Origin of the sequence: Enterobacter sp. 148H3 (assembly GCF_034107425.1) — a bacterium.
In the GTDB taxonomy this organism is placed as follows: domain Bacteria; phylum Pseudomonadota; class Gammaproteobacteria; order Enterobacterales; family Enterobacteriaceae; genus Enterobacter; species Enterobacter vonholyi.
Window position 1 is genome coordinate 187,903 of record NZ_JAWNEI010000001.1, and the last position, 20,276, is coordinate 208,178.

The 20,276-nt window shown below is 54.3% G+C and carries 14 protein-coding genes; all 14 read left to right on the plus strand.

Features of this window, described 5'->3' with window-relative positions; genetic code table 11:
* Positions 1–16 precede the first annotated feature (16 nt).
* The 14 genes from tssK (at position 17) to tssA (ending at position 20,245) form a co-directional block, all read left to right on the plus strand.
* The gene (gene tssK / locus USH94_RS00875; RefSeq protein ID WP_111965222.1) at positions 17–1,357 is read left to right on the plus strand and encodes a type VI secretion system baseplate subunit TssK; all 1,341 of its coding nucleotides are present in this window, start codon (positions 17–19) and stop codon (positions 1,355–1,357) included.
* On the plus strand, positions 1,354–2,043 hold the full coding sequence (tssL, locus tag USH94_RS00880) for a type VI secretion system protein TssL, short form (RefSeq protein ID WP_111965223.1): 690 nt from the start codon (positions 1,354–1,356) through the stop codon (positions 2,041–2,043). The genes tssK and tssL overlap by 4 nt, the downstream gene beginning before the upstream one ends.
* Positions 2,040–3,746, plus strand: coding sequence for an OmpA family protein (locus tag USH94_RS00885; protein WP_111965224.1), 1,707 nt, complete (start codon positions 2,040–2,042; stop codon positions 3,744–3,746). The genes tssL and USH94_RS00885 overlap by 4 nt, the downstream gene beginning before the upstream one ends.
* A gap of 4 nt (positions 3,747–3,750) precedes the next feature.
* Entirely contained in the window at positions 3,751–4,242 is a 492-nt protein-coding gene (gene hcp / locus USH94_RS00890; RefSeq protein ID WP_023325816.1) for a type VI secretion system effector Hcp, read from the plus strand.
* 155 nt (positions 4,243–4,397) lie between these two features.
* The gene (gene tssH, locus USH94_RS00895) at positions 4,398–7,052 is read left to right on the plus strand and encodes a type VI secretion system ATPase TssH (RefSeq protein WP_111965225.1); all 2,655 of its coding nucleotides are present in this window, start codon (positions 4,398–4,400) and stop codon (positions 7,050–7,052) included.
* Entirely contained in the window at positions 7,049–9,427 is a 2,379-nt protein-coding gene (locus tag USH94_RS00900; RefSeq protein ID WP_111965226.1) for a type VI secretion system Vgr family protein, read from the plus strand. The genes tssH and USH94_RS00900 overlap by 4 nt, the downstream gene beginning before the upstream one ends.
* Before the next feature lie 2 nt (positions 9,428–9,429).
* Positions 9,430–10,206, plus strand: coding sequence for a DUF4123 domain-containing protein (locus USH94_RS00905; RefSeq protein WP_111965227.1), 777 nt, complete (start codon positions 9,430–9,432; stop codon positions 10,204–10,206).
* Positions 10,207–10,230: 24 nt separating this feature from the next.
* Positions 10,231–10,761 carry a DUF3304 domain-containing protein gene (locus tag USH94_RS00910; protein WP_111965228.1) on the plus strand — a complete coding sequence of 177 codons (531 nt, stop codon included), beginning with the start codon at positions 10,231–10,233 and terminating at the stop codon, positions 10,759–10,761.
* A 95-nt stretch (positions 10,762–10,856) separates the two neighbouring features.
* Entirely contained in the window at positions 10,857–11,387 is a 531-nt protein-coding gene (locus USH94_RS00915) for a DUF3304 domain-containing protein (RefSeq protein ID WP_111965229.1), read from the plus strand.
* Positions 11,375–13,780 carry a T6SS phospholipase effector Tle1-like catalytic domain-containing protein gene (locus USH94_RS00920; protein ID WP_111965230.1) on the plus strand — a complete coding sequence of 802 codons (2,406 nt, stop codon included), beginning with the start codon at positions 11,375–11,377 and terminating at the stop codon, positions 13,778–13,780. The genes USH94_RS00915 and USH94_RS00920 overlap by 13 nt, the downstream gene beginning before the upstream one ends.
* A gap of 43 nt (positions 13,781–13,823) precedes the next feature.
* Positions 13,824–14,081, plus strand: coding sequence for a PAAR domain-containing protein (locus tag USH94_RS00925; protein WP_111965231.1), 258 nt, complete (start codon positions 13,824–13,826; stop codon positions 14,079–14,081).
* Positions 14,078–15,217, plus strand: coding sequence for a hypothetical protein (locus tag USH94_RS00930; protein ID WP_258525053.1), 1,140 nt, complete (start codon positions 14,078–14,080; stop codon positions 15,215–15,217). Before USH94_RS00925 ends, USH94_RS00930 begins: the two co-directional genes overlap by 4 nt.
* Positions 15,204–18,644, plus strand: coding sequence for an ImcF-related family protein (locus USH94_RS00935; RefSeq protein WP_111965233.1), 3,441 nt, complete (start codon positions 15,204–15,206; stop codon positions 18,642–18,644). Before USH94_RS00930 ends, USH94_RS00935 begins: the two co-directional genes overlap by 14 nt.
* The gene (tssA, locus tag USH94_RS00940) at positions 18,644–20,245 is read left to right on the plus strand and encodes a type VI secretion system protein TssA (RefSeq protein ID WP_111965234.1); all 1,602 of its coding nucleotides are present in this window, start codon (positions 18,644–18,646) and stop codon (positions 20,243–20,245) included. The genes USH94_RS00935 and tssA overlap by 1 nt, the downstream gene beginning before the upstream one ends.
* Positions 20,246–20,276: the final 31 nt, after the last annotated feature.

Genomic DNA, 20,276 nt, shown 5'->3' on the forward strand with positions numbered 1-20,276 from the left:
AACAGGCAGGAAGCCGATGAAAACGGAACAACCGTTATGGGGTAGGGGCATTATGGTCGCTCCCCAGCATTTTCAGCAACAGGTCGCTTATGCGGCCTGGTCTGCCGAGTGTATTGCCCGGCTGGGCCTCTCCTGCCCGTGGGGGGTTATAAATGCTACCTTCGAGCCGGAAGCTCTCAGGCTTGGACGTCTGCAGGCCCGTCATCTGCATGTCCGTTTTCAGGACGGTACGCTGATTGATACAAACAATGCTGATTCGCTGCCACCGGTACTGTCGCTTGAAAGCGAATCGCAGGAGGTGACGGTGGTGCTGGCGCTCCCGCTACTGCGGGCGAACGGCGGCAACTGCCTGAAACCCGATGAGGTGGCCGAGCGTCCGGTGCGATATCGTCAGCGCTGGCGGGATGTACGCAATACCTTTGGGGAAGACACTCGTCAGATTGCCGTGATGCAGCCGGAACTGACGCTGCGTTTTGCGCATCAGAACAACAGCGATTATCTGACTTGTCCGGTCGCCCGCCTGCAGCAGGACTCACAGGGGATGTGGTTACTGGATGAGACGTTTCTCCCTCCGTTGTTGACCCTCCAGGGCAGCCGTTGGCTGGTAACTCAGCTGGAACAGCTGATGACCCAACTGCGGGCCCGACTGTGCCGTCTGATGGCAATGCGGCGTGAAAGCAATGAGCGTATGGCAGACTTCGCCGTGGCTGATGTATCACTGTTCTGGCTGCTAAATGCGCTGAACAGCGCCGAGCCCGTGCTCGGACAGTTTCAGCGATACCCGCAAAGCCCACCGGAGCGTCTATATCTGGAACTTTCTCGCCTGGCGGGGAGCCTGCTGACCTTCTCCCTGGAGCATCAGGTGAGCGCCATTCCGGCCTGGCATCATGAGCAACTCAATGCAGTGTTTCCACCGCTGTTTGACTTGCTTGGCGATCTGCTTGAAGCCAGCCTGCCGTCACGGGTGGTGGCCCTGGCACTCGACAATGACCCACGGCTGCACTTCTGGCAGGCTCGCCTGCATGACCCGCGTCTGCGCGAAGGGGCGGATTATTACCTCTCAGTGCGTTCACCGATGCCGGTGGCACAGCTGCAGGAACAGTTCCCACGTCAGTGTAAGGTCGGCAGCCCTGACCATGTCAGGAGTATCGTCAATTCATCACGGGTGGGGGTGCCCCTGGTGCCACTGCGCCATGTGCCGGCTGCCATTCCGCTTCGCCTGGAAAATCAGTATTTCAGTCTCGATCTCTCCCATCCTCTGGCGACTGAAATGCTCCAGAGTGGGACATGTATGTTTTACGTCCCGGGCATGCTCGGCGAGCCTGAACTTGAACTCTTTGCGGTATTGAGAACATGAGTGAACGTAAACACGGCGCGGTCGTGTCTGTTGATATTGACGCACTGCTGCAGGATACCTGGCTTCAGGTAATCAGCCTTCGCCATGGCCCGCAGTTTCAGGAAGGAGAAGGTCGGGTCTTGTGGGAACGCTGTATCGCTGATGTGGAACGCGTTCAGCGTGAACTGAAAGCGAGTGAACTCGATGAAGCCAGCTGTAAGCATATCCTCACTGCACAATGTGCATTGCTTGATGAGGCGGTCAAAGGGCGCGGTGTAGAGGATGATGCCTGTGTGCAGTGGTATGACATTCCTCTGCAGGGACACTTCCTCGGCACAATGGACGCGGGTGACACTTTGTGTGACAGGATGCGCGATGTGCTGCGTGAACCTGCATCAGACAATGCCGTACTGACCTGTTTTCAGCGTGTAATGATGCTCGGATTTCTGGGAAACTTTCGCTCGCTGAACGATCCAGAACGCCAGAAGCTGGTCAGCGCCCTCAATGAACGTGTTACGCCGTTCAGCTATCCGCAGACTCACCCTGTTCTGGCAGAAAGCCGCACGGGGCGCGGGGCGGGTGGCTGGCTGGCGTCATGGCCCGCGCGCATAGGCCTGAGCGTGATTGTTATTGTCGCGCTCTGGTGGGGACTTGATCGCTGGCTCGATCAGATGCTGCTGACCCTGTTGCCGGGAGTCGCAAAATGAGTCCTGTACAACAGCGCGTTCTTGCGCTGTGGGCCGCCCTGCTGAGTGCCGTGGTCTGTCTGGCTTTTCTGCCGGTATCCCGGCTGGCTTCAGTGCTCGTTTTGCTGGCGATGTTCGGGGTTATCGTCGCGTTCTGGTATATCGCCAGATTTCGTAGGGAGCATGACGTCACCCTGCATCTGGATGACCTTCCTGAAACCACTTACCGTCAACCTGTGGTGCTGGTTTGTGGCGATATGCCTCTGACCTGGCCGCAACAGTCACCGGTACTGATGGTCACGCAGGGATGCTGGATCCGTGTTGAGGACCATCAGGATCTGGAACATGTAGCCCGTCAGATTCTGTGGCAGCGTCCGGACTGGGGGCGTCAGCTGTCGGTGATGGTCAGTGTCTGCCCGCAGAAACACGTCGACAGCGAAGCCCTGACAAGTCGTCTGCTGGCTCTGCGCTGGCAAATCAGCCAGTTGCGTAAAGAAACGGGACATTCTGTGCCATTGATTCTGAATGGTCAGATCGGCAGTGGGATGACGGATGACATGCTCTGGCAGGCCGCTATTCCGGATGAAGGGTGCACTGTCTGGCGTGAGTCGAATGCGCCTTGTTCGATCGCCGCGTGGGTCACCACTGGTGGTGCGCCTGTGATGCAGCAGCAGGTGCTGATGAATAGCCTGATGAGTTGGTTCCATCAGCATGTCCAGGCGGTATTCATCGATGAGAATCCTGATGTTCCGGCCATTGCACCTGCAGCGTTGCTGTGGGGAATGGGGCCGATTCTTGCCGGAAGCCTTGCGTCCTCTGCCTGGACGGCGTGGTTATCGCGTCATACTGCCATGCAGCAGGTAGCCGGCTGGCAACCGGTAGGGACGGACAGTACGGTGATATCACCCTTCCCGGATTTCATCCTGCCGCTGTTACCGGAAGGAAGTGGAGTTACTCCCCGGACCCGCACCTGGCGCTGCGCCCTTGGTCTTTTCACCCTGGCGGCCATCGCCGCGCTGCTCAGCAGTGGCTGGAACAATCGCCAGCTGCTGCATCGCGTGAGCTTCGATATAGCCCGTTACGACAGCCTCTCCATCGATGATTATGGCCCGAAGGCTACCGCCGTTTCGGTCCTTCGCGAGAATGCGGCGCTGCTGGATAACTATGCACGTAACGGTGTACCGGCCCGGTTGGGTCTGGGGCTTTATCAGGGAGAACGTCTACGGATGCCCCTTCTGGAAGCGATCCGCTCGTATGTGCCGCCGCCCCCTAAACCGCAGCCAGCCCCAAAACCGGTTCCGAAAATAGTAAGGCTGGACAGCATGTCGCTGTTCGATACCGGCAAGTTCGTGCTGAAAGCCGGCTCTACCAAAATGCTGGTGAATTCATTGGTTGGCATTAAAGCGAAGCCGGGCTGGCTGATTGTCGTGTCAGGGCATACCGATAACACCGGCAATCCGCAGTTGAACCAGACGCTGTCTCTGAAGCGTGCCGAAGCGGTGCGCAGTTGGATGCGTGACACCGGCGACGTGCCGGAAAGCTGTTTTGCGGTGCAGGGCTATGGCGAAAGCCGCCCTGTCGCAACCAACGACACCCCGGAAGGGCGTGCGCTTAACCGCCGTGTCGAAATTAGTCTGGTACCGCAGGCGAACGCCTGTCAGATACCCGGCAAACACCCGGCGTCATCGCAGGATGATGGCGCTTCACTACACAATGGAGAGTAATTCCATGGCAATTCCTGTTTATCTTTGGCTGAAGGACGACGGCGGCGCGGACATCAAAGGGTCTGTTGACGTTCAGGATCGTGAAGGCAGCATCGAAGTGGTCGCTCAGGAACATAATCTGTACATCCCGACCGACAACAACACCGGCAAGCTGACCGGTACCCGTATCCACACGCCGTTCCTGTTCACGAAGGAAATCGATTCCTCCAGCCCGTACCTGTACAAGGCGGTGACCACCGGTCAGACCCTGAAATCAGCTGAATTCAAGTGGTACAAAATCAACGACGCGGGTCAGGAAGTGGAGTACTTCAACACCAAACTGGAAAACGTGAAGGTAGTGAAAGTGAATCCTGAAATGTATGACATCAAGGATCCTTCTAAAGAGAAGCACAACCACCTTGAACGCGTTGAACTGCGTTACGAAAAAATCACCTGGACCTACAAAGACGGCAACATCATTCATTCTGATTCCTGGAACGAACGCGCCACGGCGTAATCCTGATGCGGGCAGGTTTTCCTGTCCGCAGTTTTTTGCTGAGTGCCTGAGATGCGGGCACTCAGCAAAGAAAAAATCTGCCTGCCTGACCTTATGCGCTTTGGTGAACAGCGAGGGGCGGTAGCGTGTCCAGGAACCGACAAAGAGAGAATCTCATGGAAAATCCAGCCATCCTGTTACGTCGTCTGAACCCTTACTGTGCCCGAGCGATGGAAGGCGCAGCTTCGCTTTGTCAGACCCGTGCCCATGCCGAAATTCTGCCGGAGCACTGGCTGCTTAAGCTGCTGGAGCAGGGGGAAGGTGACCTGACGGTGCTGGCGCGTCGCTATGAATGGGATATGGATGGCATCTGGCAGGATCTGCTCGGCTGGCTCGACAGACAACCTCGCTCCGTGCGCCATCGGCCCCAGCTCTCAGAGGACATCCAGACTCTGATGCAGCAAGCCTGGCTACTGGCCTCACTCCATGGCGAAGAGCACATTCGCAGCGTCCATCTGCTGATGGCCCTGGTGGAAAAACCAAAACTGGCACGTTGTGACGGCCTTTGGCCGCTGTTAACGCTTGCTCAAAGCCAGCTGGAGCGCCTGCGACCGTTGCTGGATGCGCAATCGGATGAGCGTCCGGAAATGCAGCGCGAAGCCGAGCTGGCACAGAACCACGGTGGTGAGGTGGAGTTTGTCGGGCGTCCGGCTGGCGTGGAAATGAAAGAGGGGGAGCTGAGCCCTGCGCTGCAGAACACGCTTGATAAATTCACCCTCGATGTCACCGCCAAAGCGAAGGAAGGGAAGATCGATCCGGTGTTTGGCCGCGACACAGAAATCCGTCAGATGGTGGATATCCTCTCTCGTCGCCGCAAAAACAACCCGATTCTGGTCGGCGAGCCGGGCGTGGGGAAAACCGCACTGGTTGAAGGTCTGGCATTGCGTATTGCCGAGGGTAATGTGCCTGAATCCCTGAAAGCTGTCACTCTGCGTACCCTTGATCTGGGCCTGCTGCAGGCCGGTGCAGGCGTGAAAGGCGAGTTCGAACAGCGGCTGAAAAACGTCATCGATGCGGTGCAGCAATCCCCGTCCCCGGTCCTGCTATTTATTGATGAAGCGCATACCATCATCGGCGCGGGCAACCAGGCGGGGGGCGCCGATGCAGCGAACCTGCTGAAACCGGCGCTGGCGCGTGGCGAACTACGCACCATTGCGGCCACCACCTGGTCTGAATACAAACAATACTTCGAGCGCGACGCGGCCCTGGAGCGTCGTTTCCAGATGGTAAAAGTCGATGAGCCTGACGACGACACCGCCTGCCTGATGCTCCGTGGTTTGAAATCCCGCTATGCCGAACACCATAACGTGCACATTACCGACGATGCGGTGCGCGCTGCTGTTACGCTTTCCCGCCGCTATCTGACGGGCCGCCAGCTGCCGGACAAGGCGGTTGATCTGCTCGACACCGCCGCAGCGCGCGTCCGGATGAGCCTCGACACGGTACCGGAACAGCTGACCTGCATTCGCTCGCAGATTACCTCTCTTGAAATGGAGAAGCAGGCGCTGCTGGAAGATATTGCTGTCGGCAATCAGAGCCATGGTGAACGCCTGACCGTCATTGAGCGGGAAGAGAACGCTCTTATCGTTGCTCTCGACGAGCTTGAAACGCAGTACGGGCAGGAATTGAAACTCACCGAACAACTGCTGGAAAGCCGCCAGGATATCTCCCGTCAGAGCGAGACGCACATGCTGCAGCAGGAACTGAACGGCATGCAGCACAGCAACCCACTGCTCTCTCTGGATGTGGATGTACGCACCGTTGCCAACGTGATTGCTGACTGGACAGGCGTGCCGCTGTCATCGCTGATGAAAGATGAGCAGACCGAACTGCTGACCCTCGAAAATGAAATGGGTAAACGTGTGGTCGGGCAGGATGTGGCGCTTGAGGCCATCGCCCAGCGTCTGCGTGCGGCAAAAACGGGTCTCACCTCCGAGAATGGCCCGCAGGGCGTATTCCTGCTGGTGGGACCGAGCGGGGTGGGGAAAACCGAAACCGCGCTTGCGCTGGCCGATGTCATGTACGGCGGTGAGAAGTCACTCATTACGATTAATCTCTCAGAATACCAGGAGCCGCATACGGTTTCCCAACTGAAGGGTTCACCTCCGGGTTACGTCGGTTATGGCCAGGGAGGGATCCTGACCGAAGCCGTGCGCGAGCGCCCGTATAGTGTGGTTTTGCTCGATGAAGTCGAAAAAGCCCACCGCGACGTGATGAACCTGTTCTATCAGGTCTTTGATCGCGGCTTTATGCGCGACGGCGAAGGGCGTGAAATCGACTTCCGCAACACCGTTATTCTGATGACCTCGAATCTCGGCAGCGACCGCCTGATGCAGCTGCTTGACGAACAGCCGGAGGCCAGCGAAGGCGATCTTCACGAGCTGCTGCGTCCGATACTGCGCGATCACTTCCAGGCGGCGCTGCTGGCCCGCTTCCAGACCGTGATTTACCGCCCCCTCTCGGAAGCAGCCATGCGTACCATCGTGGAAATGAAACTCTCACAGGTCAGCAAGCGCCTGCATCGACACTACGGCCTGAGCACGCACATTGATGAAAGTCTTTATGACGCGCTGACTTCAGCCTGCCTGCTGCCAGATACCGGTGCGCGTAACGTCGACAGCCTGCTCAATCAGCAAATTCTGCCGGTGCTCAGTCAGCAACTGTTGACCCATATGGCCGCAAAACTGAAACCACAGTCATTACGTTTTAGCTGGAGTGAGGAAGAGGGGATCGGGCTGGAATTTGATGTGAAACAGGGAGTGGACGCATGAGTAATAATCCTCCGTTAAGATACAGCCATAACCACCACCTGCTGGCGGTGAAAGGATGTGAGTCCACGCTCGACGTGCTGGCGTTTGAAGGCGATGAAGCCCTGAGCACGCCGTTCCGCTACCGTATTGAATTCACCAGCAGCGACCACGCCATCAGCAAAGAGATGATGCTGATGAAGCCCGGTACGCTGACGCTGCAGGCCCCGGTAGACCAGGGTTACGGCATTAAAGTGCAGCAGGCCGTGCGCACCCTTCAGGGCGTAGTGACCTGTTTTGAACGCCTCAGCACGTCAAAAGATGAAACCCGCTACGCCCTGACGCTCCGGCCACGTCTGGCGCTGCTCGACCGCTCGCACCAGAACGCTATTTACCAGGACATGTCGGTTCCGCAAATCGTGGAAAAAATCCTGCGCGAGCGCCACGGCATGCGCGGCCAGGATTTTCTGTTCTCGCTGTCAAAAGAGTACCCGCGCCGTGAGCAGGTGATGCAGTACGGTGAGGACGACCTGCACTTTATCACCCGCCTGCTGGGTGAGGTCGGTATCTGGTTTCGCTTCACCACCGACACGCGCCTCAACATTGACGTGGTGGAGTTTTACGACAGCCAGCAGGGGTATGAAAAAGGTCTGAAGCTGCCGTCGGTACCGCCATCGGGCCAGCATTCAAAAGGCGTGGATTCAGTCTGGGGAATGGAATGCCATCACAACGTGGTGCAGAAGCAGGTCAGCACCCGGGACTACAACTACCGTCAGGCCACGCAGGACATGAATAGCCTGGTGGATGCGACCCGCGGGGATGTCACCACCTGTGGGGAGGCTTACCACTGGGGAGATAACTACCTGACGCCGGGCAGCGCGCATGACCGCAACCCGGCCCCGGAGTCCGGGGCGTTTTATGCCCGCCTTCGTCACGAACGCTACCTGAATGGTCAGACCCGGACGCAGGGCGTCACCAGCTGTCCGACCCTCTCGCCGGGTCAGGTACTGAAAGTCACCGGTGGGTATGAAGTGGCCGATGTGTTTGCGCAGGGCGTGGTCATCACGGCGATGCACACGGATGCCCGCCGGGATAAGGACTTTGCGGTTGATTTTGACGGCATTCCGGACAGCACCGATTTTGGTTTCCGCCCGGAACCTGGCTCACGCCCGGTGATGGCTGGCACCTTACCGGCCCGCGTCACCAGCACCACCGAGAACGACACCTACGGGCATATCGATAAGGACGGTCGCTACCGCGTCAACATGCTGTTCGACCGTGATAACTGGGAAACCGGGTTCGAGAGCCTGTGGGTGCGCCAGTCCCGCCCTTATGCAGGGGACACCTACGGTCTGCACCTGCCGCTGCTGGCGGGCACCGAAGTGGCGATTGGCTTTGAGGACGGTAACCCGGACCGGCCGTACATTGCCGGCGTGCTGCACGACTCGGCACACGGCGACCACGTCACCATCCGCAACTACAAACGCAACGTCCTGCGTACCCCTGCGAACAACAAAATCCGCCTCGATGACGAGCGCGGGAAAGAGCACATCAAGGTGTCGACGGAGTACGGCGGGAAAAGTCAGCTGAACCTGGGGCACCTGGTTGATAGTAAGAAGCAGAAGCGGGGCGAGGGGTTTGAGCTTCGCACGGATAGCTGGGGGGCGATACGTGCGCAGAAGGGGATGTTTATCAGCGCTGACGGTCAGGCGAAGGCGCAGGGGCAGGTGCTGGATATGGCACCTGCAATCAGCCTCCTGAAAGGGGCGCTGAATCAGATAACAGAATGGGGCAGTATTACCCAGACCCACCATAACTTTTCACCGGACGCAGATTCACTGAGAGAGTTTGTTAACGGTGCCAGTAACCTGAAAGAAGCGGCTTTATTGATGTCTGCCCCGAATGGTATAGCAGCCGTTACGCCTGAAACCACGCTCATGCACAGCGGGAAAGGTCTTTACCTGCAGAGCCTGGGCGAGGTCAATATTGCAACTGCGCAGCGCCACTCTGTAAATGCCAGTAAAGCGATTTCTCTACTTTCACAGCAGGAAGGGATTCGGGTGGTCTCGGCGAAGGGACCACTTGAAGTAGAATCACACGCAGACACACTCTCCCTTACGTCACTGAAAGACGTTACGGTTCAGTCAACCCAGGGCCGCCTGCAGCTTACTGCAAAGAACGGGATCACTATTGCATGTGGTGGTGCTTACATCCAGTTGACACCTCAGGGAGAGATTAGGGTTCATGGCCCAGGCCTGTTAAGCCTTAAAGGGCAGCACAACATGGAAGGGCCTGCGAGTCAGGATTTCCCGTTGCCTGAATTACCCTCTTCGGTCTGCAAAGATTGTCTGAAACGAGCGCAAGAAATTGCTCAAGGTTTTGTTTCAAGGGAGATGTAAAAGTGGATTTCGTTTCTCCGTGGATGGACAAAATTAGAACAACCTGCCAGCGTGCAGAACTGGACCATATTGATGTGATTATCGATCAGTGTGCTGTTAATTTCTCTGTCCTGCCCGCACTTACTACTTTCAGTAACCCTGTGATGTGGCAGTCGCTATATCAAGGGCTACCTGAGGATATTTATCCTGAGGATGCGCCTGTACTGGTTCGGGTGGATCTATCGGACGCCGAACATGTTCAGTGGCTACATAACCTTGCAGCAGAAATGATGGAATCGGCTCCCCTGCTGATATGCGGTTCTTGCTGGTCGTTTGAACAGCTTGCTGATTGGCTCAGGGATTGTGTTGATGCGCAACATGAAGGCCGGGAGGGGATTTTCCGTTTCTGGGATACCCGTATTTTTCCTTTCTTGTTCAGCCACATTCTTGATGTTGAGCAGCAAAAGCAACTTCTGAAACCGATTTTATTCTGGACCTGGCTGGATGGTGATAATCAGCCCTCCATTCAATTGGGGAGTGGTGAAATTCCTGATTCTGATGAATCGGTGATACAAATCGAATTTACCGATAGCCAGTTTGAAAAACTAATGTGTGTCAGTGATACGAGTCAGTTTCTGAGCTACGAAAGTGTGCCAGAAGGGATGTTCACTAGCCGGCAAGCCGAATTTACAGCCTGTTATGAGGCGATGCTGACCGCAACAGAGCAGAGAATTGTTTTTGATGATAAGCGCAATGACTGGGTTATGGCGCAGGTTATTTCAAATAACTCTGTTACCTGATTAATCCCTCACAAGGAGTGTCAAATGAAATCTCCCTTTCTCTTGTTAGTCGCAGCGGTATTGCTGTTAACGGGCTGTAACCAGCCTGCTGAATCTGAATCAGTCAGCGGGGGGGGCGGAACCATCGAGGCGATCAACCATACCCACTGGGCCATCAACCACTTTAGTGTCAACGGGCAGTCCGGTGTCGATATTATCGGCCCGTGGCAGGGAGGAGGCGGTGCTGGTTACTTTGGTGTGCCTCCCAAATGGGAACCGGGAATGACGGTAAAAATTGAGTGGGAAACAGGCGTTGGGTATTCAATGGATTTTCCTGGTTTCGGGGATGATAAAAAAGTCCTTGAATGGGAAAAAAAAATAAAATCTCAGAAGCGAGAGCATAGCGAAATTGTTCCCGTTCCTGATTATAACGACCAGAAAACCTGTGGCATCAAAATACACTTTCTTCCGTGCGATAAGGTAAAAGTGACAACCAGTTGTTACGATTACGGCAATCCGAATTACCCGATTAAGGATCCGATAAAGATGGAAGAACCCAAAGTATGTCCAAAATAAATTCAGGACTGTCACGGCATGCTTAGCCTCTGGTGACAAAGGGCTGGGATCGGAACCTGTATTCTCTCATTATCCCCTAAACAAAGGAGTGTTAAATGAAATCTCCCTTTCTCTCTTTAGTTGCAGCGGTATTGCTGTTAACGGGCTGTAATCAGCCTGCGGAAACTGACTCGGTCAGCGGTGGGGGTGGAACCATTGAGGCCATCAACCATACCCACTGGGCTATCAACCACTTTAGTGTCAACGGGCAGTCCGGTGTCGATATTATTGGCCCATGGCAGGGAGGAGGCGGTGCGGGTTATTTTGGTGTCCCTTCAAAATGGGAACCGGGAATGACGGTAAAAATTGAGTGGGAGACAGGCGAAGCATCTACAGATGACTTCCCTGGTTTTGGAGATGATAAAAAAGTTCTTGAGTGGGAAAAAAAAATAAAAGCAAGTCATAAAGAACACAACGCAATAGTACCTGTTCCTGATTATAACGGCCAAAAAACCTGTGGAATAAAAATACATTTCCTTCCGTGCGATAAAGTAAAAGTCACAACCAGTTGTTACGATTACGGCAATCCGAATTACCCGATTAAGGATCCGATTAAGATGGAGGAGCCTGAAGTATGTCCAAAATAAATCCAGACTTAACATGGTATCCACCTCACTTTCCAAAACAAGGGCGTTTACCAACAGATGCAGCAGCAACGAAGCGAAACTGTAAACAGCAGGATAGCCATGAGCTGACATACCGGAATGAGCTTTGCCAGGCCGCAGGTAAACTCGTTGAGCCGCCTTGCTGTAAAACGCTGCATATCAGCTTATTTTTTGATGGTACAGGGAATAACCTTAATAACGATCTGTATATTTCCAGCCCTAAGCATCCAACAAATATTGCCCGTTTGTTTCGCGCAACGATCGGTCAGGGTTATGCTGGTGGCGTTCAGGGTCATACTGAAGAGCTGGTTGATTTAGCAGGAACTTCAAACAACAAATATTATAAATATTATATCCCGGGTGTCGGAACGCCTTTTCCTGAAGTTAATGACCTTGATTACAGTATGCCAGGTCTGGCTTTAGCGACTTACGGCGAAGAGCGAGTAAACTGGGGTCTATTGCGAATTATTGATGCTCTCAGGAGAACATCGGGTTTAACTGAGATTTCTGATGCCGAGTGTTATGCTGCCGTCAACAGAATGACATCAAATCTGGGATCGGACGGGCCAGACAGGCGTTATACCGTTTTTAATGAACTTTTAAAGGCAGCAGATCTTGCACCTAAACTGAAACAGGCAGTCATACAACCAGAACCCGGGAAACCTAAGCTATTAGGCATTAAGCTATATGTCTATGGTTTCTCCCGCGGTGCAGCAAGTGCGCGAGCGTTTGTGAACTGGCTATCTGAGTTGCTGCCAGGGGGCAGGAGAAAGGGAAGTAAACCTGAGCTTTGTCTGAAGTCGGGTGACGTAAAAATCCCCTTAAGTATTGAATTTCTTGGCCTGCTCGACACTGTGGCATCCGTCGGCATTGCAAATATTGCACCCTTCGCAGAAGGGCATATGGGATGGGCTGATGGCACCATGGAATTACCGGATAATGGGCTGATCAAAAAATGCACTCACCTCGTTTCATCCCACGAACAAAGACTTTGTTTCCCGCTGGATTCAATTTGCCGCAGCGACGGAACTTACCCAAGTTATGCTACGGAAGTGGTTTATCCTGGAATGCACTCCGATATTGGTGGGGGATATCCCCCGGGAGATCAAGGAAAAGCAGTAGGTCATAATGATAGTAATTTACTTTCGCAAATAGCTTTACATGATATGTATGCATCAGCTTTTCAAGGCGGTGCTCCACTAAAAGTCACAAAAAAATCGTTACCTAATGAGCTAAAAAAAGATGTTTGGAGATCTTTATCTGCAGATCAGGTATTAGAGTTTTTCGTTTCTGAAGTGTTAGTGGAAAGATTCAATGCTTGGCGCGAGCTTACTCTTAATTTATCTTCAGATGGTGCTGAAAGTTCTACTGATGCGCTCCAATTCAACCCCATACGTGCAAGCTCGAATATAATTAACTCCCTTGAAGATCAACTCGGCTGGATTACGGCCTGGCGTATCGGGCGATATGCAAATGGTGCTTATAAATCTCAGGGGTTTTACAAATCGTCAGGTGCCGAGTGGCAAAATAAAGACTCAGACCCGGCCACTCTGGCTGCATCTAAGGCTGAGCAAGAACGGAAACAAAAAGAGGTGGAGGATGCGCGCCTGAGAGCAATCGTGGATAATAGGTTTCAAAATAAAAAGTTCATTCCATTACCTCCTGGCCCAAAAGATTTTGACCCGGCTATCGCTCAGGTTCAGCTAAGACAGGCGGCAGAAGAATTCAATGCCGATTACCAGTCTAAGCCACGCCCCGTTACGGGGAACTGGAAATATACGGTTTCTCAGCAATTATCTAATGTGATGTATGCCTTCAGTGAGAATGATTTCTCTGTTGAGTATGATCGCATCAAAAGCTCAGGTGACAGTAAATTTAACACACTGTTTCCTAAACAATCTGCTGGAGAACCCGCTCAATCGCCAGACAGTCTGGTCAGATCGTTATTTGACGATCAGGTTCATGACTCACGCGCCTGGTTCATGCAGGCAACCTTTGGTGACAGAGAACCCTGGGGAAGTTATTTCCTTTATCGGATGATTTATTTTGGTGAATTGATGAGTAAAAATGTCTCATTGATCGCTAAATATGGTAGGTTTGTTGAAGGTCAACTTAAATCAGCGATAAAAGGGGCCAGTCTTACATTTAACAACACGACTATCACCAATAATATATCGGATGAAATCACATCGGGTATTAAACAAATGATTTCTATCACCCCTGCTTCGGCAATTACTCCTGAAATCATTAAGGCAGAATCTACTATTCAACCTGCAATGACAAATGGAATTGCGCCATTGGGCAGTCAGACACGTAAAGCTTTAGAGGCCGCGAAACTGGCCGAAACCAAAGCTGATATTCTCAAAATGTGGTGATGGTTCATTGTTTTATCCTGGTTAATTCAAGTAAGGAATGTTGATGAAACATATTATCAGGCAGGGTGACACGCTTAAGGAGTATGGTGGTTCAGTTATTGGCGGCCACTATCTTTATTTTGGTAAAGGTATTGCAGTGAAAGGTGATGCTGTGAAATGTAATAAGCATGGGATGACAACCATTGCTGAAGGCAGTTCTCTGACAAAAGTTGACGGGCAGCCCGCGGCATTACATGGTCATCGCTGCGCCTGTGGTTGTACGCTGGTGAGTTCCAACCCCGATTGTCGGATTGCGCAGTGAGGGCGATTCCAACATTTCCTCGCTATCGGCTTGCGAAACCGCCGGTTGCAAAACGCTGGCTAGGGGTAATAGCTGCTCTGGTTTTGCTCTCTGGCCTCATCGCGGCCATGGTAAGACAATCCGCCGATGCCAATGCCAGTATCATTCTGATTAGCATGGTTGGAATGGTATTACTCGGTGGTCTTTTCTGGTTTGTACGTACGATATTCTTTCGTCTTTCAGTTCATCATTCACATACCTGGGATCGCGAAGCAGAAAATGTGCGCAGGCATTGGTGGGAAATCCATCGGCGTCAGTTTGCTCTGAAAGATATTGTCCTGATTGGCCCGGCAGGCGCTGAACTTTCTGACTGGCTGCGTGTGATTAAGCGAGAGCATCAGGCTCCATCATTCAGGCAGGAATCCATGGGGAAATCGTTGCGTATTGCCAGAAGTTTCTCTTCTGATCCCATTGAACGCGAGAAACAACTGGCTCAAATGCTGGTATTGCAATGGAAAAGGCAACGAGGGAAGGAATTTTTAGTTTCTCCTGAGAAATATTTCTGGCTGGGGAGCCCGGAAGCCTGGCAAGCCTTTGTGGCTCAGCTCATTGAGAGTTTTCCTGGAATTAAACCCCCTGAATTACCTGAGTTATGGCAAGGGGAGAAAACATTATCCTTACTGGCTAATGTTCTTGCGGACAATGAACAGCAGGCTAATTTTTTGATTGCCGGGTGCCAGTCTTTGTCTCCGACTTCTGACTCCACTCGTCCTGCTGGTGAATGCGCAGTACTGTGGCTGGCTGGAAGCCAGGGGGACGTCACATTATCCCGCGGTGAATTTTTTGACCCTTCTGATAGTGAATCTCTGCAGCACGTTGCCTTGCGAGCTGAAAAACAAAGTGAACTTCATGAGTCGCCTGAACGGTTCATTCTCTTCTCACACCCGGAGCAACCTCAACTCGCCGCTTGTGGCTGGAATGTGACCCACAATATCCAGGATGATTACTGGGGTGATCCTGGAAAGCTTGATGCGCTGGTTGTGATATCGCTCGCTGCAATTACCGCTAAGAGTGAAACAAAACCCTGCGGCTGGATAGCGTCAGACCCCTTTCATACCTTAGCACTTGGGATCGTAAAACCACATGGAAACAGATAAGGACAAAAACCAGACCCAGGAAATTTCTGCCGGGATCACTGTACTGCTTATTGTTGTGGCAGTAACGCTGGTGATCATGCTGGGGGGATTTGCATACTGGTTTATTGCCGGAGAGCGTTCGACGGAATGGTCAGTTATTTCCCCAATCCTGCTTGTGTGCAGCCTCCTCTGGGTCACACTTGCCTGTGTGATCGCACTGGCGTTCCTTGCCGTTCATTTTTGGATCATCAGCCGGGTTAAACGAACAACAGCAATCACGCAGCAAAAAGAAGACAAAAAGAAGAATAAGGAAAGGTGCCTGACGCTCGCCAGCGACATTGGCACTGTGCTGCGTAAACGTTATCACCTCTTCTGGCGCCGTAACGTCCGCCTGCTGCTGATTACCGGTGATGAAACGGCAATCGAACAGCTGGTTCCTGGTCTGCAGGAAAACCAGTGGCTTGAAGGCAATCGTACCGTACTGATTTATGGCGGCAGTCTGGCTTCTGAGCCCGATCGCGAAAAATACACCGCGCTGCGTAAACTTCGCCGGGGACGTCCACTGGACGGGGTTATCCGGGTCATACCTCCAGCATTTAACCTGACACCGCAGATAAGTGACAACGATTTACGCGGGCTGGAAAAAATCAGCGAACTGCTGCGTTATTCCGCACCGGTATGGTTATGGCAACTGCGCGACAGTAAATGGTCGCAGGCTAAGCGTATTGAGCAGGTGGTGGGGGCTCATTTCCCGCTGCGCGCTAAAGAAAGCGACATTATCGGTCAGCTTGAACTGATGCTGCCAGCATTGCGGACGCAGGGGGTGAACCAGGTCGCTGAGAACAACCGTCACGATTTCCTGCTACGTCTGGGCCAGCATCTCAAAGACGGCGGCATTGCCCGTTGGTCTCAGCAACTGACGCCATGGCTCTTTGTCTCTCAGCAGCGTGTTCCGCTGCGTGGCCTGATATTTAGCTGCCTGCCGGACAAAAAATCTACTGACGCAGAGTGCTCTATCGCGTCTGTACAGCGCCATGCCCTTGCCCTGCCCGCAACATGGCAGGGTATCGTTGATGACTGCATCCGTGTGCGTGGCCGCCGTGTCGGTATGGCCTGGGAACAGACGCTGGCCTGGACGCTGATGACCATCATCGGTATCTGGGGAGCGGGTACACTGCTGTCGTTCGCGGTCAACCGCATGCAGATAGTCTCTGTTGCCGAGCAGGCGCATGCGCTGGTGGAGCATCCTTCCGTATCGGATTACCAGCTCACGGCTCTGCATACCCTACGTAATGACGCTGGCCGCCTGCAGCACCGTATTCAGGATGGAGCGCCCTGGTACCAGCGCTTCGGTCTGGACCATAACCAGCAGCTGCTCGATGCGTTGCTGCCTTGGTACGGCGTGGCAAACAACCGCCTGATACGCGACCCGGCGAATCAGGCGCTGACACAAAAACTCAGCGCATTGGCAAACTCTGCTCCCAACAGCGACCAGCGTGCACAGCTGGCGAAGCCGGGTTATGACCAGCTTAAAGCCTGGCTGATGATGTCTCGTCCGGATAAAGTCGACGGCGCGTTTTATGCGCAGACCCTGAAAACCGTGCAGCCGACACGAATGGGTATTTCTACCGGTCTGTGGCAAAGCCTGGCGCCGGATTTGTGGGCCTTCTACATCACCGAACTGCCTAAGCAGCCCCAGTGGAAAATCACACCGGATGCGCAGCTGGTCAGCCAGAGTCGCCAGTTGCTGCTGCAGCAAATTGGGCGTCGTAACGCTGAAAGCACACTGTATGAAAATATGCTCAAGTCAGTGCGTCGTAACTTCGCCGATGTCTCCCTGGAGGATATGACCAGCGGTACCGATGCGCGTCGTCTGTTCACTACCGACGAAGTGGTGCCGGGCATGTTTACCCGCCAGGCCTGGGAAGGGGGCATTCAGCAGGCCATTGAGAAGGCGGCAACGTCGCGCCGCGATGAAATTGACTGGGTGCTGAGTGACAGCCGGAAAGCCGTTTCCTCTGACCTGTCGCCGGAAGCACTGAAAGCGCGTTTGACGCAACGCTACTTCACCGACTTTGCCGGCAGCTGGCTGAGCTTCCTTAACAGCCTGCGACTTAATCCGGCAAACAACATTGCGGACGTTACCGATCAGCTGACGCTGATGAGCGATGTCCGCCAGTCGCCACTGATTGCCCTGATGAATACCCTCGCCTGGCAGGGTCAGACAGGCCAGCAAAGCGAAGGTCTTTCGGACTCCCTCATCAAATCGGCCAAAGAGCTGGTTGGTGGAAAAGACAAACCCGCAATTGACCAGTCAGCGACAGGTACCCAGGGACCACTGGATGAAACTTTCGGTCCGCTGCTTCAGCTTTTGGGTAAAAACACGGGCAGCAACGTCATGTCGGCGGATAACTCCCTGAGTCTGCAGACGTATCTGACCCGCATCACCCGCGTGCGTCTGCGGCTGCAGCAGGTGGCCAGCGCTTCTGACCCGCAGGCAATGATGCAGACCCTGGCGCAGACCGTATTCCAGGGCAAAAGCGTGGACCTCACCGACACTCAGCAATACGGCAGCCTGATTTCGGCAAGTCTTGGCGAGGAGTGGAGCGGATTTGGCAGCACAATGTTTGTGCAGCCGCTGACCCAGGCCTGGGAGACCGTGCTTCAGCCGTCGGCAGCCAGTCTGAATGACAAATGGAGCCGTTCGGTTGTCGCGAACTGGCAAACTGCCTTTGACGGTCGTTTCCCGTTTGCTGCCAGCAAAAGTGATGCCTCTTTACCGATGCTGGCTGAATTTGTGCGTAAGGACAGCGGACGGATAGAGCGCTTCCTGTCGACAGAGCTCAACGGCGTGCTGCACAAAGAGGGCAGCCAGTGGGTACCGGATAAGGTCAACAGCCAGGGACTCAACTTTAACCCGGCCTTCCTGCGGGCCATTAACCAGCTGAGCCAGCTGTCAGACATTCTGTTCACCGATGGCAGCCAGGGCATCAGCTTTGAGCTGCAGGCGCGGCCTGTGCCGCAGGTGGTGGAGACACAGCTAACCATTGATGGACAAAAGCTGCATTACTTCAACCAGATGGCCGACTGGCAAAGCTTCCGCTGGCCGGGAGAGACTTACAAGCTGGGAACGATGCTGACATGGACCACGGTCAACGCCGGTGCGCGCCTGTTCGGGGATTACAGCGGGACCTGGGGCTTTATCCGCTGGCTGGACTTGAGCAAGCGTCAGCAACTGGACCGCAGCCAGTGGATGATGAGCTTTACCGCACCGGACGGTCGCACCCTGCAGTGGGTGCTGCGCTCACAACTTGGAAAAGGCCCGCTGGCGCTGTTGGATCTGCGTGGTTTCACTCTGCCGGATCACATATTCAGTGTCGACAGCGCGGCCACCGCTCAGGCGCTGATGGCTAATACGGAAAACAATGACATGGAGGGCGTCGAATAATGAGCACATTGCAGAATTTGGTTACCGCCTGTCAGGCTGACGATACTCAACTGCGTGAAAAGGCGCAGGCGCGCACGGATAACTGGCAGCCCTGGCTTGCTCCGGTAAGCGTAGCCAGTCCGACAGGGGAAGACCCGGGATATGACGATGATTTTCAGCGTATCCGCGAAGAGGTTAATAAGCTCTCCGGGATTGATACCGAACTGATATGCACACTTGCTGAAAAATTACTGACCACCACAGCCAAAGACATCCGTATTGCGACCTATTACTGCTGGGCGCGTCTTCACCAGGATGGCGAAGCCGGCTTTGCCGAAGGGCTTGAACTGCTGGCGGGATTACTGCAGCGCTACGGCATGCAGCTTCACCCGCAGCGGGACCGAAGCCGCAAGGCTGCACTGGAATGGCTCGCCGGTAGCCGTGTCCTGGACAGTCTGTCACTGTTCCCGGAGGTCATCCGCGAGGATGCACAGCGTACAGCCGGGGCCTTGCTGCTCATCAGTACCCGTCTGGAGACCGAGCCGGAAGCATCGCGGCCAGAGCTGAATGCCCTGTACAGCGGGCTGGAGTCTCGCCTGATGAAGGCCGGTGGTGTGGATGCCGTGGTACCGCAGAACGCAGGGAGTAAGGCGCAGTCACAGCCCTTTACGCATGCGACCGAGTCAGATGCGCCGGTTCTGAACCGCATCACCTCCGGTCAGGATTTGCTGGCCCAGGCCCGTATCCTGACGGGATATCTGCGCGAGCAGCCCGATGGCTGGTTAGCCGCACACCGGCTGATGAAAAGCCTGCGCCATGACACGCTGAGAGCGATCCCTGCACCGGATGCCGAAGGGAAAACGCGTATCGAACCACCGCGGGCTGACCAGCGGGCCATGCTTAAACGGTTGTACCTGCAGCAGAGCTGGCTGGAGATACTGGAGCAGGCGGACAGCACCTTCTCGCGTGGCGCTAATCACCTCTGGCTGGATTTGCAGTGGTATATCCACCAGGCTCTGGTGAAATTGGGGCACGATGTGCTGGCCGATATCATCATCGCTGACCTGAAAGGGCTGTTGCGGCGCCTTACCGGACTTGAAACGCTGGCCTTTAACGACGGTACGCCGTTTGCCGATGAGGTCACGCTCAACTGGATAAATCAGAGCGTGCTCGACGATATGCCCGGCTGGCGGGATGAGCCGGTCAGTGCTGTTGGTGAGACAGATAACGATATCCTGCTCCTCGAACCGGAAGCGCTGGATAAAGCGGACACTGACGGTCTGGATGCCACACTTCACTGGCTCCAGACACGTCCGGGTAACGACTCTACAAAAGACAAATGGCTGCTGCGCCTGCTGATGGCCCGCATAGCCGAGCAAAAGGGTAAAAATGAGCTGGCCCTGCATCTGCTGGGTGAACTCGATAGCGCCGCACGGTCAATCACCCTCACGCAGTGGACACCGGCGCTGTTATTTGAAGTGAAATCCCGTCGCCTCAGACTGCTACGCATGAAAGCTACACGCAGTGAAACCGATAAGTCACGCCTTCAGCCTGAGATGGACCAGCTTCTGGCCGGTCTGATTGCGCTCGACCCGGCAAGCAGTGCGGTGCTTTGCGGATGAAAACGCCTGGCTACCTTTAACATTCCTATAT